This window comes from Mucilaginibacter angelicae (assembly GCF_042434235.1).
GTDB lineage: Bacteria > Bacteroidota > Bacteroidia > Sphingobacteriales > Sphingobacteriaceae > Mucilaginibacter > Mucilaginibacter angelicae.
The window spans coordinates 239,856-253,810 of sequence record NZ_JBHLTS010000078.1; the positions used below are offsets into that span (position 1 = coordinate 239,856).

Annotated in this window: 13 protein-coding genes; 4 read left to right on the forward strand and 9 right to left on the reverse strand. The window is 41.9% G+C overall.

Annotation, left to right across the window (positions count from 1 at the left end; genetic code table 11):
• Positions 1 to 6: 6 nt before the first annotated feature.
• From yidD to ACFFGT_RS29295, 4 genes are all read right to left on the reverse strand, one after another.
• Positions 7 to 249, reverse strand: a complete 243-nt coding sequence (gene yidD / locus ACFFGT_RS29280; RefSeq protein WP_377026067.1) for a membrane protein insertion efficiency factor YidD — start codon at positions 247 to 249, stop codon at positions 7 to 9.
• Positions 250 to 261: 12 nt separating this feature from the next.
• The gene (locus ACFFGT_RS29285) at positions 262 to 669 is read right to left on the reverse strand and encodes a ribonuclease P protein component (RefSeq protein WP_377026068.1); all 408 of its coding nucleotides are present in this window, start codon (positions 667 to 669) and stop codon (positions 262 to 264) included.
• Between the two features lie 77 nt (positions 670 to 746).
• On the reverse strand, positions 747 to 905 hold the full coding sequence (rpmH, locus tag ACFFGT_RS29290; RefSeq protein ID WP_110583460.1) for a 50S ribosomal protein L34: 159 nt from the start codon (positions 903 to 905) through the stop codon (positions 747 to 749).
• Positions 906 to 1,205: 300 nt separating this feature from the next.
• Positions 1,206 to 1,781, reverse strand: coding sequence for an ankyrin repeat domain-containing protein (locus tag ACFFGT_RS29295; protein ID WP_377026069.1), 576 nt, complete (start codon positions 1,779 to 1,781; stop codon positions 1,206 to 1,208).
• 370 nt (positions 1,782 to 2,151) lie between these two features.
• Between ACFFGT_RS29295 and ACFFGT_RS29300 the strand changes: the two genes are divergently transcribed.
• Positions 2,152 to 3,030 carry a ChaN family lipoprotein gene (locus tag ACFFGT_RS29300; protein ID WP_377026070.1) on the forward strand — a complete coding sequence of 293 codons (879 nt, stop codon included), beginning with the start codon at positions 2,152 to 2,154 and terminating at the stop codon, positions 3,028 to 3,030.
• 76 nt (positions 3,031 to 3,106) lie between these two features.
• Here the strand turns inward: ACFFGT_RS29300 and mscL are convergent, their stop codons facing one another.
• Positions 3,107 to 3,517 (reverse strand): large-conductance mechanosensitive channel protein MscL, encoded by a 411-nt coding sequence (gene mscL, locus ACFFGT_RS29305; RefSeq protein WP_377026071.1) that lies wholly within the window; start codon positions 3,515 to 3,517, stop codon positions 3,107 to 3,109.
• Between the two features lie 177 nt (positions 3,518 to 3,694).
• Here mscL and rpoN point away from each other — a divergent pair, with 177 nt between their 5' ends.
• Entirely contained in the window at positions 3,695 to 5,170 is a 1,476-nt protein-coding gene (gene rpoN, locus ACFFGT_RS29310) for an RNA polymerase factor sigma-54 (RefSeq protein ID WP_377026072.1), read from the forward strand.
• 176 nt (positions 5,171 to 5,346) lie between these two features.
• On the opposite strand, the gene ACFFGT_RS29315 is transcribed toward rpoN, so the two are convergent.
• Both ACFFGT_RS29315 and glmM read right to left on the reverse strand, forming a co-directional pair.
• A complete protein-coding gene (locus ACFFGT_RS29315) occupies positions 5,347 to 6,483 on the reverse strand; it encodes a cysteine desulfurase family protein (RefSeq protein ID WP_377026073.1) in 1,137 nt (378 codons plus the stop codon).
• A 120-nt stretch (positions 6,484 to 6,603) separates the two neighbouring features.
• Positions 6,604 to 7,995 (reverse strand): phosphoglucosamine mutase, encoded by a 1,392-nt coding sequence (gene glmM, locus ACFFGT_RS29320; protein WP_377026074.1) that lies wholly within the window; start codon positions 7,993 to 7,995, stop codon positions 6,604 to 6,606.
• A gap of 265 nt (positions 7,996 to 8,260) precedes the next feature.
• On the opposite strand from glmM, the gene ACFFGT_RS29325 reads away from it, so the two are divergent.
• Complete coding sequence (locus ACFFGT_RS29325) at positions 8,261 to 8,824, forward strand: phosphatase PAP2 family protein (RefSeq protein WP_377026075.1); 564 nt, start codon at positions 8,261 to 8,263, stop codon at positions 8,822 to 8,824.
• Positions 8,824 to 9,540 (forward strand): ZIP family metal transporter, encoded by a 717-nt coding sequence (locus ACFFGT_RS29330; protein ID WP_377026076.1) that lies wholly within the window; start codon positions 8,824 to 8,826, stop codon positions 9,538 to 9,540. Before ACFFGT_RS29325 ends, ACFFGT_RS29330 begins: the two co-directional genes overlap by 1 nt.
• A gap of 212 nt (positions 9,541 to 9,752) precedes the next feature.
• Here the strand turns inward: ACFFGT_RS29330 and ACFFGT_RS29335 are convergent, their stop codons facing one another.
• Positions 9,753 to 12,014: a glycoside hydrolase family 3 N-terminal domain-containing protein gene (locus ACFFGT_RS29335; RefSeq protein ID WP_377026077.1), complete on the reverse strand. Its 2,262-nt coding sequence runs from the start codon at positions 12,012 to 12,014 to the stop codon at positions 9,753 to 9,755.
• A 164-nt stretch (positions 12,015 to 12,178) separates the two neighbouring features.
• On the reverse strand, positions 12,179 to 13,954 hold the full coding sequence (locus ACFFGT_RS29340) for a family 43 glycosylhydrolase (protein WP_377026078.1): 1,776 nt from the start codon (positions 13,952 to 13,954) through the stop codon (positions 12,179 to 12,181).
• Position 13,955: the final 1 nt, after the last annotated feature.

Genomic DNA, 13,955 nt, shown 5'->3' on the forward strand with positions numbered 1-13,955 from the left:
ACAGATTTATGGTACAGGATCATGGCCATGACCGCCCCATGGATTACAACTGGCAATACGTTTAATAGTTAACCAGCCGCCTTTGAAAGCACCATGTTTCCTGATGGCTTCTACACCGTACTGTGAACAGGTAGGCGTATACCGGCATGATGCAGCCGAAAGCGGAGATATAAAATATTGGTAAAATTTGATCAGGATGATAAAAATCCCACCGACTAATGCTTTTAAAAACCTGGCAATTACATCCATACGCTTTCCATATTAGTTGGCCGTAACCGGTACCGCAGCTGCAGTTAATTCATTACCAAGCTGGGCAAGCAGCTTCAGCATTTTTTTTTCGATGAAAAGATATGGTTCAACTTGCTTACCCACATATCCTACTGAAACAATTATTCTTTTATCGGTTTGTTGCAGTATATCATAAAGATGCTGTTGCTTATGAAGCCTGTAGGCCTCGCGCATCAACCTCTTTACCAAATTACGGTCGACAGCGTGCTTATAACGCTTTTTAGGAACGGAAAAAAGAATTTGCGCAGGATGAATCTGGGGCTCAGGATTAACAAGCCAGGATACCCGGAAGGGATAACATAAAAAAGAAGAACCGTTATGAAAAAGCTTATCAATAAGCCTCTTGTTACATAACCGTTCTTCTTTTTTAAAAGTATACATAGTTGCCATTTTTGAACCGAAGGATAAAGCAGATAAGCGGTTCCAAACCCTTATAAATAAGGGCAGGGCAACCTCAATTATGCTTTGTGTCTGCCTTCGTCAGAAACAGTTAACCTTTTTCTGCCTTTAGCTCTTCTGGCTGCTAATATTCTCCTACCGTTAGCAGTTGACATGCGTTCACGGAAACCGTGTTTATTTCTTCTTTTTCTTTGAGAAGGCTGAAACGTTCTTTTCATGGCTATATTTTATTCTATTCGTCTTTTTAAAACAAGAGCGCAAATGTAGTTATTTTATTTAATAATTCAAATACTATTTTTCTTATTTATGATAACATGCGTACACCTGCCCAATAACAGCAAATTAGCAGTTTTTTATTGGTAATAACTAATTGATCTGCGATATTTTCTGTCGGTTAACCAATCATGGTCAACAATTAAATGAAAATCCCGGAACAGGCTTTTCAATAATTCACCTGTCCGGGACTGTTAGCTTTTATAAAGATCGCCCCGCCTTAACGGGAGCATCTTCTCCTATTTTTATTGAAAAGGGATAGCGTATGAGCCGCTATTTTTCAGGCTGGCAGTAACCGGGTAAGTATTATTGAGCAATGATAGCATTTCGGCCTTGCCGGCATCCTTAGCGTAATTGGCAGCGGTTTTATTTTGCTTATCCTTAATTTTGGTGCTTGCACCATGCTCAAGCAGGCTTTTTACTACGCCTGTATTGCCTTCGTTTACGGCCAACATCAATGCAGTAGCGCCATTGCTGTTACGGTTATTAATATTAGGATAATAATGCAGCAACTGATCAACCATTTCGGCATTGCCGTTTTTGCTGGCTATCATTAAAGCAGTATAGCCTTCTTTATCTTTATAATCTACTTTAACATCAGCCTGCAGTATCAGGTTCATGATCCTGCCCTGGTTATTTTTAACTGCAGCAAGTAAAGGCGTATCGCCGTTTTCGTCTTTCACATTTACATTAGCGCTTTTGTTCAGCAAAAATTTAACCCCGGGGATATCGTTGGTCTGAATGGCTGTAAAAATATTTTGAGCGAAGATCGGCAATGAACATGCAAGCATCAGGCACAACAGGGTAAGTTTCTTTTTCATTAATAATCAATAGTTTAGTGGCCTAAGCCGGTTAATAAATCATCGCAATTAACAAAAAAAACGTTACCCTGATTTTAACTGTCTGTCTACTGATTGAGACAAAGAGACCATTAGGAAAACGGCCACTTTCTTAGCATTTAAATTTATAATATCATAATATTCAGAAAAAATGAACGAAATGAACTGAAACAAACCGCCAACTGTTAAGCCGGGTGAACAAACAGTTAAACCAAAGGTTAATTATTAGTTTATTGACGTAAATCTTTAAAGAATAATAGCTGACATTGATATGACATAAAACCTAAAAAACATTAAACAAAATAGCTCTTAACCAAAATCAAAGCTTAAATTCAGTTCTTTATTATAGCAAATGAAATTAATCACCTTCATACTAATAACATTCTTACCGGCCATTGCCGTAGCACAGGAGTTACCTGCCACACACTATAAAATATACAATACATCGGCACAAAAACTCATCTCGCCCGATGACATCATTAACGACATGGCAAATGCTGATGTACTTTTTTTTGGCGAAGAGCATAATGATTCAACAGCCCATTATCTTGAGTTTACTTTATTCAAAAAGCTCTCAGAAAAATATCCGCAAAAAACAGCGCTTTCAATGGAGATGTTTCAAACAGATTGTCAGCTGGTTTTGAATGAATATCTTGCCGGACTCATCCGCGAAAAAAACCTGATAACAGATGCACGCACCTGGCCAAACTACAAGGATTACAAAGCAATAATTGAGCTGGCTAAAATTAATCACTTGCCTGTGATAGCAGCCAATGCCCCTACCCGCTATACCAACATGGTTACCCGTAGCGGCCTTGATATTTTAAAGCAGCTTGACACACAGGCCAAAAGCTATCTTGCCCCCTTGCCTATTGATACTGCTACAGGAGCTTATTACGATAAATTTGCTAAAATAATGGGAGGTCACGCTTCAATGCCGGGCATGCAGATCTATCAGTCACAAAACCTTTGGGATGCTACCATGGGCTGGTCGATAGCGAAATTCATGAAAAGCCATCCTGGTTTTAAAATATTACAGCTAAACGGCGGCTTTCACAGCGAAGAGAAATTGGGTACAGTAGCCCAGCTTAAAAAATATGCACCCAAACTGCATGTGCTTAACATAGCAACATATGCCGATGACAGCTTTGACAACCCCGACTGGAGCAAATTTACCGGCATGGCCGATTATATCATTGTAACCGATCCTAAGCTGCCAAAGACGTTTTAGCGCCAATTGATCATGGTTCATAGATCATAGTTCAAGGCAGAATAAGCTAAAAACTATGATCTATGAACCATGAACTTTATGCTTTTTTAGCAAGTAAATCGCGAATTTCAGTAAGTAAAAGTTCTTCTTTGGTTGGCTCGGGCGGTGCTGCAGGAGCTGCTTCTTCTTTCTTCTTAAGAGCATTAATGCCTTTAACAATTATAAATATACTAAAAGCAACGATCAGGAATTCGATTACGATATTGATAAAGTTACCTATGTTGATGTCAACAGCCGGGGTTTTGGCAACAGCATCCGCGGCTTTCAGATGTATCTTTAAATCTTTAAAATCAATTCCACCGGTAAGCAACCCTATTGGCGGCATTACAATATCCGTAACCAGAGACGTAACAATTTTACCAAATGCAGCACCTATGATAACGCCTACCGCAAGGTCAACTACGTTTCCGCGCATTGCAAATTCTTTGAATTCTTTTATTATAGCCATAAAATTTAAGTTTGGTTAATTTAAAGTTAGTAATAATAGTTCAGTTAAGTGTTTATGAAGATTTTTGTTTGCTAAAAAAACAAAAATCGGGTTTAAACATTTAACAACTTTAAAGCAGATACATCAAGTAATTTTTAGTTAATATTAATTTGATGTATTTTTGGCTACGTCTTAATTATGCTTAAACAGAACCTTCAACAAAAACTTTTACAAAAACTTTCACCGCAGCAAATACAATTTATAAAATTGCTGCAGGTGCCTACTGTTTCCCTTGATACCCGGATAAAAGAAGAACTGGAAGAAAACCCTGCGCTTGAAGATCTGAGCCTTACCAACCTAAACGAACCAGAAGAACAATATCCCGACCGCGACCCTGATGAAGATAATTTCAACAGCGACGAGGAAAAGGGCGAGATGGATGAATTTAATATTGACGACTACCTGCAGGAAGATAACGTAAATGATTACGGATCGCGCTATGACCAAAATGGCGATGATGAGGATGAGCGTAAAGAAATACCTATTGCTGTACAAAGTTCATTTTTTGAAAGCCTGCAGTTACAATTGGACCTGCTGCCTTTAAGTGATAAAGATTTCATGATTGGCAAGCAGATCATAGGCAGCTTGGATGATGACGGTTACCTGCGCCGCCCGATCATGTCACTTACCGACGACCTTGCATTTTCACAAAACGTATTGGCCGAGGATGATGAAGTAGAGGACATGCTAAAGGTGATCCAGGGTTTTGACCCTGCAGGCGTAGGGGCGCGCAGTTTGCAGGAGTGCCTGCTGATCCAGCTTCGTAAAAAGGATGTGAACGATCCCATCATCAAAAAAGCAATCCAGGTTGTTGAGCATTATCTTGATGAGTTTACCCGGAAGCATTATGACAAGCTTGAAAAATCATTAAACATGAACTCGATTGAGTTGCGTGGTGTTGTTAATGAGATCTTAAAACTTAACCCAAAACCTGGTGATTCAAACGAGATCAATACCAAGCAAATGCAGGTGATCCCTGATTTTCATATCACCAACAATGATGGTACACTCATACTTACCCTTAACTCCAAAAATGCTCCCGAACTTAGGGTAAGCCGCTCATACCAGGAAATGTTTCAGCATTATGACAAGGCTTCCCAAAAAGATAAAAAACTGAAGGAAGCAGTTCAGTTTGTAAAGCAAAAGCTCGATTCGGCCAAGTGGTTTATTGATGCTATTAAACAGCGCCAGCAAACGCTGCTTAAAACCATGAATGCCATTATGCAATACCAGTACGAGTTTTTCCTTACCGGCGATGACAAAAACCTGAAGCCAATGATCCTAAAGGACATTGCCGACAGGATAGGCATGGATATATCAACGGTATCCCGCGTAGCCAACTCCAAATATGTACAAACTGAATTTGGTACCTTCCTGCTAAAATCATTCTTCTCCGAAGCTATTCAAACCGAAAGCGGTGAAGAGGTATCCAACAAAGAAGTTAAAAAGATCCTGGAAGAGCATATTGGCCAGGAAGATAAACGCCATCCCCTTGCTGATGAAAAATTGACCGAAATCCTTAAAGATGCAGGCTACAACATAGCCCGCCGTACCGTAGCCAAATACCGCGAGCAAATGAACATCCCGGTAGCGAGGTTAAGGAAGGAGTTGTAGGTTTTTAGAGATTAAAAAATAAAACGTCATTGCAAGGTACGAAGCAATCCCCTATTTGCAGGTCCGCCCTGTATAGTTCGCGATTGCTTCGTACCTCGCAATGACGTTTTTTCATTAAATTAAAAAGCCTTAAGAACTGAGTTCCTAAGGCTTTTTAATTTAACATTTCTTTAAACTTATACATTCACAGCGCAAAGTTCACGAACTTTGGCAACTACGAAGTCAACTTCATCTTTCGTGTTATATTTTGAGAACGAAAAGCGCACCGAAGGCCTTGATGAACTCGCCCCTATAGCGGTTAACACATGCGAACCAATATCGCTGCCCGAGCTGCAGGCGCTACCACCCGATGCAGAGATGCCGGCAATATCAAGGTTAAACAGCAGCATATCGCTCATTTCCATTTCAGGGAAAGCTACGTTCAATACAGTATATAAACTCTTGGCAGGATCAGTTTCACCGTTGAAGCTTACACCCGGCACATTGCTGATCAATTGCTCCATCATGTACGATTTTAAACCCTGGATATGGTTTTGGTGCTGTTCCATTTCTGCATAAGCCAGCTCAAGCGACTTGGCCAAACCTACTATACCATAAATATTTTCGGTACCACCACGCATGTTGCGTTCCTGGGCGCCACCATAAATAAATGGTTTTATTTTTATTTTATGATTGATATGCAGAAAACCTACGCCCTTAGGGCCATGCAATTTATGACCGGCGCATACCAGGAAGTGAGCCTTTAGCTTGCTCAGGTCGTGCTGGTAATGCCCCATGGTTTGAACGGTATCGCAATGATAAATGGCATTATATGCTTCGCAAAGATCACCTACACGCTCCATATCCGATAGTGTACCCACCTCATTGTTGGCATGCATCAGTGATACAAAACTGCGCTCGTTATCTTTCAGCAAAGTATCCAGGTGATCGTAATCTACAGCACCCTTGTTATCAATATTTACAAAACTCAGTTTAATTAGACCCGCTTTCTCCATCGCTTCCAGTGTATGGAGCACTGCGTGATGCTCAATAGGGCTGGTGATAGCGTGGGTAATGTTATTGTCAATAATACCGCACCTGATGGCTGTATTATCGGCCTCGGTACCGCTTGATGTAAAGAAGATCTCGGCCGGCGAGGTATGCAGTAAACCGGCAATCGTTTTACGCGAACGCTCAATTAAAGTACGTGCTTCCCTGCCATGGGCATGTATTGATGACGGATTACCAAACTGGTTTTCCATAACCTTGTACATCTCCTTCATTACGTCAGGGTCAAGCGGTGTGGTGGCGGCATTATCAAAATAAACGCGCATTCTTTTTTTAATTTATAAATTAATGGATCAGTAACTTCAAAACACATGCCCGGTAAAATTAAATAAACAAGCAACCAACGATATTTATCGCCGGCTGCCTTATATTTTTATACCAGTAAATTAACCCTTCAGTTGTAAGATCTCTTTAATATCAGTGATGATCTTGTTGGCCAAACCGTTTGCCACAGTTTCAGAATTGCCTTCGGAGTAGATCCTGATAATGGGTTCGGTGTTTGACCTCCGCAAATGTACCCATTCTTTATCAAATTCTATTTTAAGGCCATCAATTGTTGAGTGAGGCTGTTTGATGTATTTCTCTTCCACCTTGCTCAAAAGGGCATCAATGTCCATTTCGGGCGTTAAAGTGATCTTGTTTTTTGAAATAAAATAACCCGGGTATGACGAACGCAGGCTTGAAACAGATTTGCCATACTTTGCCAAATGAGTTAAAAACAGCGCTATGCCAACTAAAGCATCACGCCCGTAATGCAGTTCGGGATAAATAACCCCGCCATTACCTTCACCTCCTATAACCGCGTCAACCTCTTTCATTTTGTTCACCACGTTCACCTCTCCTACTGCCGCTGCATGGTATTCGCCGCCTGCTTTTTCGGTTACATCACGCAGTGCACGGGTTGATGAAAGATTGGAAACCGTATTGCCAACGTTATTTTTCAATACATAATCGGCCACGGCAACCAGTGTATATTCTTCGCCAAACATATTGCCATCTTCACAAACAAAGCAAAGACGGTCAACATCCGGGTCAACCGCTATACCAAGGTCGGCTCTTTTACCAAGCACTTCTTTTGATAATTCAGTTAGGTTTTCCGGAAGTGGCTCTGGATTGTGCGGAAAATTACCATCGGGTTCACAATACAATTCGTGAACGGTTTCAACGCCTAAAGCTTTCAGTAAAGCAGGTACAAAAATACCGCCTGTTGAGTTTACGCAATCAATTACTATTTTAAAGTTGGCATTCTTTATTGCTTCAACATCAACCAATGGCAGGGCCAGTACAAGGTCAATGTGTTTTTGCAGCCAGCTGTCATCATGGGTAACTTTACCCAAATCGTTCACATCAGCATATTTAAAATCACTGCTTTCGGCAATTTCAAGCACTTCTTTGCCATCGGCATCGCTTATAAATTCGCCATTGGCATTAAGCAGCTTAAGAGCGTTCCATTGCTTGGGGTTATGACTTGCGGTAAGGATAATGCCACCTGCTGCCTGCTCGCCGGTAACGGCAACCTCAACAGTTGGCGTGGTTGATAAACCAAGATCAATTACATCAATACCTAAACCCTGCAGCGTACCAATTACAAGGTTATTTACCATAGTACCCGACAAACGGGCGTCACGACCTACTACAATCTTTTTAATTCCGGATTTTTTTACAGCCCATGATCCGTAGGCCGAAGTAAATTTTACAATATCAAGCGGTGTTAAACCATCGCCAACAGCACCACCTATGGTGCCGCGTATCCCTGAAATAGATTTTATTAATGTCAAAATGCTGTGTTTTTGGTGTGGTAAAAGTAAAAAATATAAGCTACAAATGCCTATTGTTTTAAGGAATTGCGCAAACGCTTGCACACAAGGCCCTGATTAATTTATTGTTTGTTAATACTGTATAGTATTGTTTCATTTGTCATTCCTGCGCATTATTTTATGCTTAACGGGATAATACGAAGCCTAAGTATTAAAACTTGAAGGATTTTTTAAGCGAATTGATAACTTTGGAAATTACAACAAACAACCATCTATAATAGAAACAATGCCCGACTATCTTTTAAATCTCGACCGGCATTTATTTTATTTCATTAACCACGACCTGTCCAACTCGTTTTTTGACTGGATCATGCCCTTGCTGCGCAATCCTAAATTCTGGATCCCGCTGTATATTTTCATCATCGCTTTTTGTTTATGGCGATATAAAAAAACCGGTGCCATAATTATCGTACTGTTAGCGGCATCGGCAGGTGTTGCTGATTTTACCAGCGGGGTCATCATGAAACATAACATCCAGCGCTTACGTCCCTGTCGTGACCCGGTTGTATCTGTAACCGATATTAGCCGTGTTCCCTGCGGCAGCGGGTACAGCTTTCCGTCAACCCATGCTACTGATCATTTTGCCATGGCGATATTTCTTGGCTTTGTATTTTGCAGAAAATGGAAGTGGGTTTGGCTTTGGGCTATACTATGGGCAGGCAGCATTTGCTTTGCGCAGGTATATGTAGGCGTGCATTTCCCTGTAGATGTGATATGCGGCGCTTTATATGGCGCCTTTGTGGGATGGCTGTTTTCATTATTGTTTAAAAAATTACAACCTGCCTTTTAATGGGATATTGGAAAATTCTGCTGCTTTTCTTTGCTGCCTTTTTTGGCGGTACTTCTGTATTTTTATTTAAGGGCGACAACCACAAAACACTGAAGCTGGTGCTGTCGTTCAGCGGGGCTTATTTGTTTGGGATTACGGTTTTACACCTCATACCCGATGCTTATCATGGCAATGATAACTATGTAGGCGTATTTATTTTGATCGGTTTCCTGTTCCAGATCGTGCTTGAACAGTTTTCGGATGGGATTGAACACGGCCACATGCACAAACACTCACATGATCTGGCTGTTTTTCCTATAGGCATCATGGTAAGTCTTTGTCTTCATGCATTTTTAGAAGGCATGCCCCTTGCACAAGGCAATCAGGACCAGTTGGTTTATGGTATTGCATTACATCATATTCCCGCAGCATTCGCGTTGGCAACGGTGCTGCTAACCAACAAGCAAGGTAAAAACAAAACTATATTCTTCGTGGCGGTATTCGCGATAATGGCACCTGCCGGTTACTTTTTCAGCGATGCACTAAGCAGCGGAAACATTGGCAATCTGCAGCATTATTTTAACAGGATCATGGGTGTGGTTATCGGCATCTTCCTGCATATTTCAACTACCATACTTTTTGAATCAAGTGCTGATCACCGTTTTAATATGCGCAAGATGATAGCGGTGTTGGCAGGTGTTGCCATTGCATTGCTGGGTTTTTTGAAGGAGCTTTAGTCACTGCCCCCAGCCCCCTAAAGGGGGAGTTTGCCTGATGGAATACAAAAAAGGTGTGCCTGTATCTCACCCCAGGCACACCGGTTACCAAAATATCATGGTAATCATCAACTAAACACCGGACTCATGTTTGGTATGCTCCGGGATATTGTAATTATGCTCATTCCAAACATCTGCACATCTGAAATTTACACATCTGCACATCTAATAATTTATTTCACGTAAAAACTCCCTCTCAACCTGATGTCTTCAGATGAGCTGCCCACCATCACTTTAAACTCACCCGGTTCAACAACCTGTTTCATTTGGCGGTTCCAGAGCATCAGTTCCTTGTTATCTATTTTAAATTGTACAGTACCGCTTTCACCCGGTTTAAGGTTGATCCTTTTAAAACCTTTCAATGATTTAACCGGGGTGGTAACGCTGGCAATGGCATCGCGTAAATAAAGCTGCACTACTTCTTCGCCTTCAACTTTGCCAGTGTTTTTGATAGTAACACTAACGTTTGCGGAACCGCTAAGCGGAATTTGTTTCTGCGATATTTTCAGGCCGGAATATTCAAATGAGGTATAGCTTAATCCGTGTCCGAAAGGAAATAAGGCCGAAGTATCCTGGTCGACATATACGTGCCTCGAGGTCGGTTTATGATCATAGTAATATGGGATCTGCCCTACCGAACGCGGGAAACTCATCGGCAATTTACCTGAAGGATTTACTTTACCCAATAACACATCGGCAATAGCCAACCCGCCGGTTTCGCCTAAAAACCATGACTCAACAATAGCCGGGATCTTTTTGGCAACCCAATTGATACATAATGGCCTGCCATTAAACAATACCACTACCGTGGGTTTGCCCGTTTTATAAACAGCTTCAATCAGGCGGCTTTGCTGTTTGTTCAGGTCGAGATTGGCGCGGTCTTTACCCTCGCCTACTTCATTAATATCTTCACCCAAAACAACCACCGCAACATCCGATTGATTAACAGTATTTATCGCTTTTTCAAGATCTTCGGTTTGTTTTGCAGCAGATGTATCGGCTGTATAACCGGTTTCAAATTTAATATCGAGATTATTACCTGCCTTTTGCCTCAAAGCATCTAATATGGCAACACCCTTGCCTTGCTTATTGGCATAACCGCCCAGGTATGTGCTTTCGGCCAACGGCCCAACAACCGCCACCGAATGCACATTAGGCCCAAGCGGCAATACGTTATTTTCATTTTTCAGCAGACTGATCCCTTCCTGTGCCAGTTTCAGGGCAACAGCGTGGCTCTCTTCCGTGTGATTTACCTTTTTCAACAGGTCGACATCTATATAAGGATGATCGAACAAACCCAGCATAAATTTCACCCGCAGTACATTTGATACAGCCCTGTTTAAATCTGTCATTGATAGTTTTTTTCCTGCCAAAGCTTTATTCATAGCCTGTTGAAATGGCACATGCGGAAAATCATAAAACTGCATATCCATACCGGCAGTAAAAGTCTGCGCCAGTGCATCGGCTGCATCAGTTGCTACCTGGTGGTTGATGAGCGACATTTTGATAGCCCCTAAATCAGACAAAACGAAACCCTTAAAGCCCCATTCACCGCGCAGCACATCTTTCAGCAGCCAACGGTTATCCACGCAGGGAATTCCGTCAATTTCGCTGTAAGCTGCCATCATACCCATAGCACCGCCTTCTTTAACGGCTTTTTCAAATACATATAAAAAAGATGAACGTGCTTCCCTCTCCCCCATGTTAACAGGTGCTGTGTTACTGCCTGCCTCGGGGACCCCGTGCACAGCAAAATGTTTTGGCTCAGATAAAACCGCGTTATGATCGCTCAGTTTATTTCCCTGCAGGCCTTTCACCATGGCAACACCGTTAGCTGCCGATAAAAAAGGATCTTCACCATAAGTTTCTTCAACACGTCCCCAGCGCGGGTCGCGCGGGAGGCAAAGTACCGGGCCTAATACCATGGCAACCCCATGCGCGCGCATCTCTGTTGCTATAATACGGCCTGCCTTATGTACATTAGTAGTATCCCAGGCCCCGGCCAGCGCCATCGGGCTTGGGAAAGTGGTGCTGCCCAAACCTTCATAACCATGCAGGCCTTCTTCAATAAAAAGTACCGGGATACCAAGGCGTGTTTTTTCAACAGCATAACGCTGAATCTGGTTGCTTACATCAGCTGTTAGCGGATACAGGTCATGAACAGAGCCGACGCCTTCAGTACCTATATTGATACTTACACTATCCGACATGGAAACCGCTTCGTGCCCCTGCATGTTGGCAACCTCATGCCCCCAATACATATCCAGCTGGCGGATTTTTTCGGCAGTGGTCATGCGGCTCAGCAAATCAGCAACACGCTTTTCAACCGGTAGCGATGCATCCTTGTACGGAAGCTTAAACTTAGGTTTAGGGGTATTAAATGAACAAAAAGTGATTACTAAAAGAACCAATACATAGGCGTTCTTTTGCTTCATAAATTTATAATTGGTAAGGTTAACATTTACCGATACAATCGATTGTTTATCCGGATATACAAATCCGGCCCGGTTTATCAGAGGCTAAAACTATGCGGGGAAACTAATAAGTGATTAATAAAACATTAACAGCAGGGCTTTTTGAAGATTTGCCCTGCTATTAATTAATATTTTTTGAGCGGAGCTTTACCAAAGGTTATTCCTGTAGCATTTACGGCATCAACCGTAAAGTAATAATCAACATCAGTATTCAATGAGTTGATATCAAGACCTGTATTTTTGTAAACCTGGTAGCTGGAGTAAAGTTTGTTGGGAGCAATGCCGTATCTTACAATATAAAATTCGGCTCCTTTAGCAGCATCCCATTCAAGGTGCACCGAACGGCGATCAGTGATATTCCGGGCTACCAAAATATGTTTAACCAATGCAGGCTTAATGCCGGGAGCTATTCCAAAAACACGAAGGTCTGATAATGAGAATAGACTGTTAGCCGGACTGTACACATTAGTGATCCGGATATAACGTGCTTTTACTGATCTGTAAAGTTGCGTATAATCATGTGGGGTCTCTTCAACCTTTTTCTTGTTAATAAGAATGTTCCAAGCTTTTCCATCAACAGATGCTTCAATCAAATATTGATAACCATATCCATAAAATGTTGTAAACGCTTCAGCTTTTGCGCCCTCATCGGCAAAGTTCACCTGTATAGCATTAATCGTACACACCTTTTCCATGTCAACACTAAGCCATTCGCCTGCATTACCAGTTTTGGCCGACCACCAGGTACGGATTTCCTCATCAAAGGCATTACCGATATCAAAGTTTTGTTTACCTGTAGCATCAAGGACCGATGATGCTGTGGCCTTTTTATTATAGGATAAAAGCATCCATGGCGGAGACTTTTTAAGCAGATTGTGTTTAAATGTACCGGGCGCATATTGGGGATAATCGCCCAGGTAGGTATCGGTAACCAGTTGCCCGTCCCCGGTAACAAACGTTGGAAAAAGTACAAGTCTGCGCTCAAACATATGCCTCACAGATATAGTACCTGTGGCAATATGCCAGTATTCACCATACTTATCTGCAAACGTTGCCGAATGACCGCCGCCGGTTATAAAACCCGTTGGCTTAAATGAGAAAGGATTGTATGACGCATATACAAACGGCCCGGTTGCCTTATCGGCTACGTAAACACCATCCGCATAAGTTTTAAATTGTGTACCCGGACCGGCGTATTGCAGGTAATATTTGCCGCCTATTTTATTCATGTATGATCCTTCTATCCAGGGTTTGGCATTTTGCTCGCCGTTGGTATCTCCTGGCACTTCCCAGCCATGTTTTATAGTATTTGAATTGAAGAGAGGAACGTGTTCACCAATGGGTAAAAATGTTTTGGCGTCTAATTGCACGTACTGAATCGGGTTTACATCTGAACAGCCATTATACAGATAAACTTTACCATCAGTATCCTGGAACAGCGCCGGATCGGTACAGCCGGGAGCGTAGCCATTGATGTTAACCCATTTACCTTCCAAAGGATCATCAGTAGTGAAAGCGCCTGTATTATTCCCGCCGAAAAAGATCAGTTTTCCGTTAACTACTGCAATGGATGGCGCGTAAACATCAAGCGGCAAACCTTCAGGCTTAACAAAATTCCAGTCCAGCATATCGGCAGAATACCAATACCCTTTTTGTTTAGAAGCAAACAGCCAGTATCTGTTTTGATAAAGGACAATTGTAGGATCGGCAGCCTCCCGCCGCATAACCCCGTCGGTCTGGAAATTGTACGGCAGGTTAATAGGATTGCAAAAAGTTTTTATGCCTCGTCTTGTTTGTGCAGATGCATTTTGCAAGCTTAAAAGCATTAGCAAAGCAAATAGCCAGCGTTTTACAACGAGGCTATCAGCAATAACAAGTCTATGTATTTTAAAACTGATCATA

Coding starts and splice junctions, on each gene's coding strand:
- ACFFGT_RS29340 (WP_377026078.1), bottom strand. CDS start 13,954: ATGATCAGTTTTAAAATACATAGACTTGTTATTGCTGATAGCCTCGTT.
- ACFFGT_RS29325 (WP_377026075.1), top strand. CDS start 8,261: ATGCCCGACTATCTTTTAAATCTCGACCGGCATTTATTTTATTTCATT.
- rpmH (WP_110583460.1), bottom strand. CDS start 905: ATGAAAAGAACGTTTCAGCCTTCTCAAAGAAAAAGAAGAAATAAACAC.
- ACFFGT_RS29335 (WP_377026077.1), bottom strand. CDS start 12,014: ATGAAGCAAAAGAACGCCTATGTATTGGTTCTTTTAGTAATCACTTTT.
- yidD (WP_377026067.1), bottom strand. CDS start 249: ATGGATGTAATTGCCAGGTTTTTAAAAGCATTAGTCGGTGGGATTTTT.
- ACFFGT_RS29295 (WP_377026069.1), bottom strand. CDS start 1,781: ATGAAAAAGAAACTTACCCTGTTGTGCCTGATGCTTGCATGTTCATTG.
- ACFFGT_RS29285 (WP_377026068.1), bottom strand. CDS start 669: ATGTATACTTTTAAAAAAGAAGAACGGTTATGTAACAAGAGGCTTATT.
- ACFFGT_RS29300 (WP_377026070.1), top strand. CDS start 2,152: ATGAAATTAATCACCTTCATACTAATAACATTCTTACCGGCCATTGCC.
- ACFFGT_RS29330 (WP_377026076.1), top strand. CDS start 8,824: ATGGGATATTGGAAAATTCTGCTGCTTTTCTTTGCTGCCTTTTTTGGC.
- rpoN (WP_377026072.1), top strand. CDS start 3,695: ATGCTTAAACAGAACCTTCAACAAAAACTTTTACAAAAACTTTCACCG.
- ACFFGT_RS29315 (WP_377026073.1), bottom strand. CDS start 6,483: ATGCGCGTTTATTTTGATAATGCCGCCACCACACCGCTTGACCCTGAC.
- mscL (WP_377026071.1), bottom strand. CDS start 3,517: ATGGCTATAATAAAAGAATTCAAAGAATTTGCAATGCGCGGAAACGTA.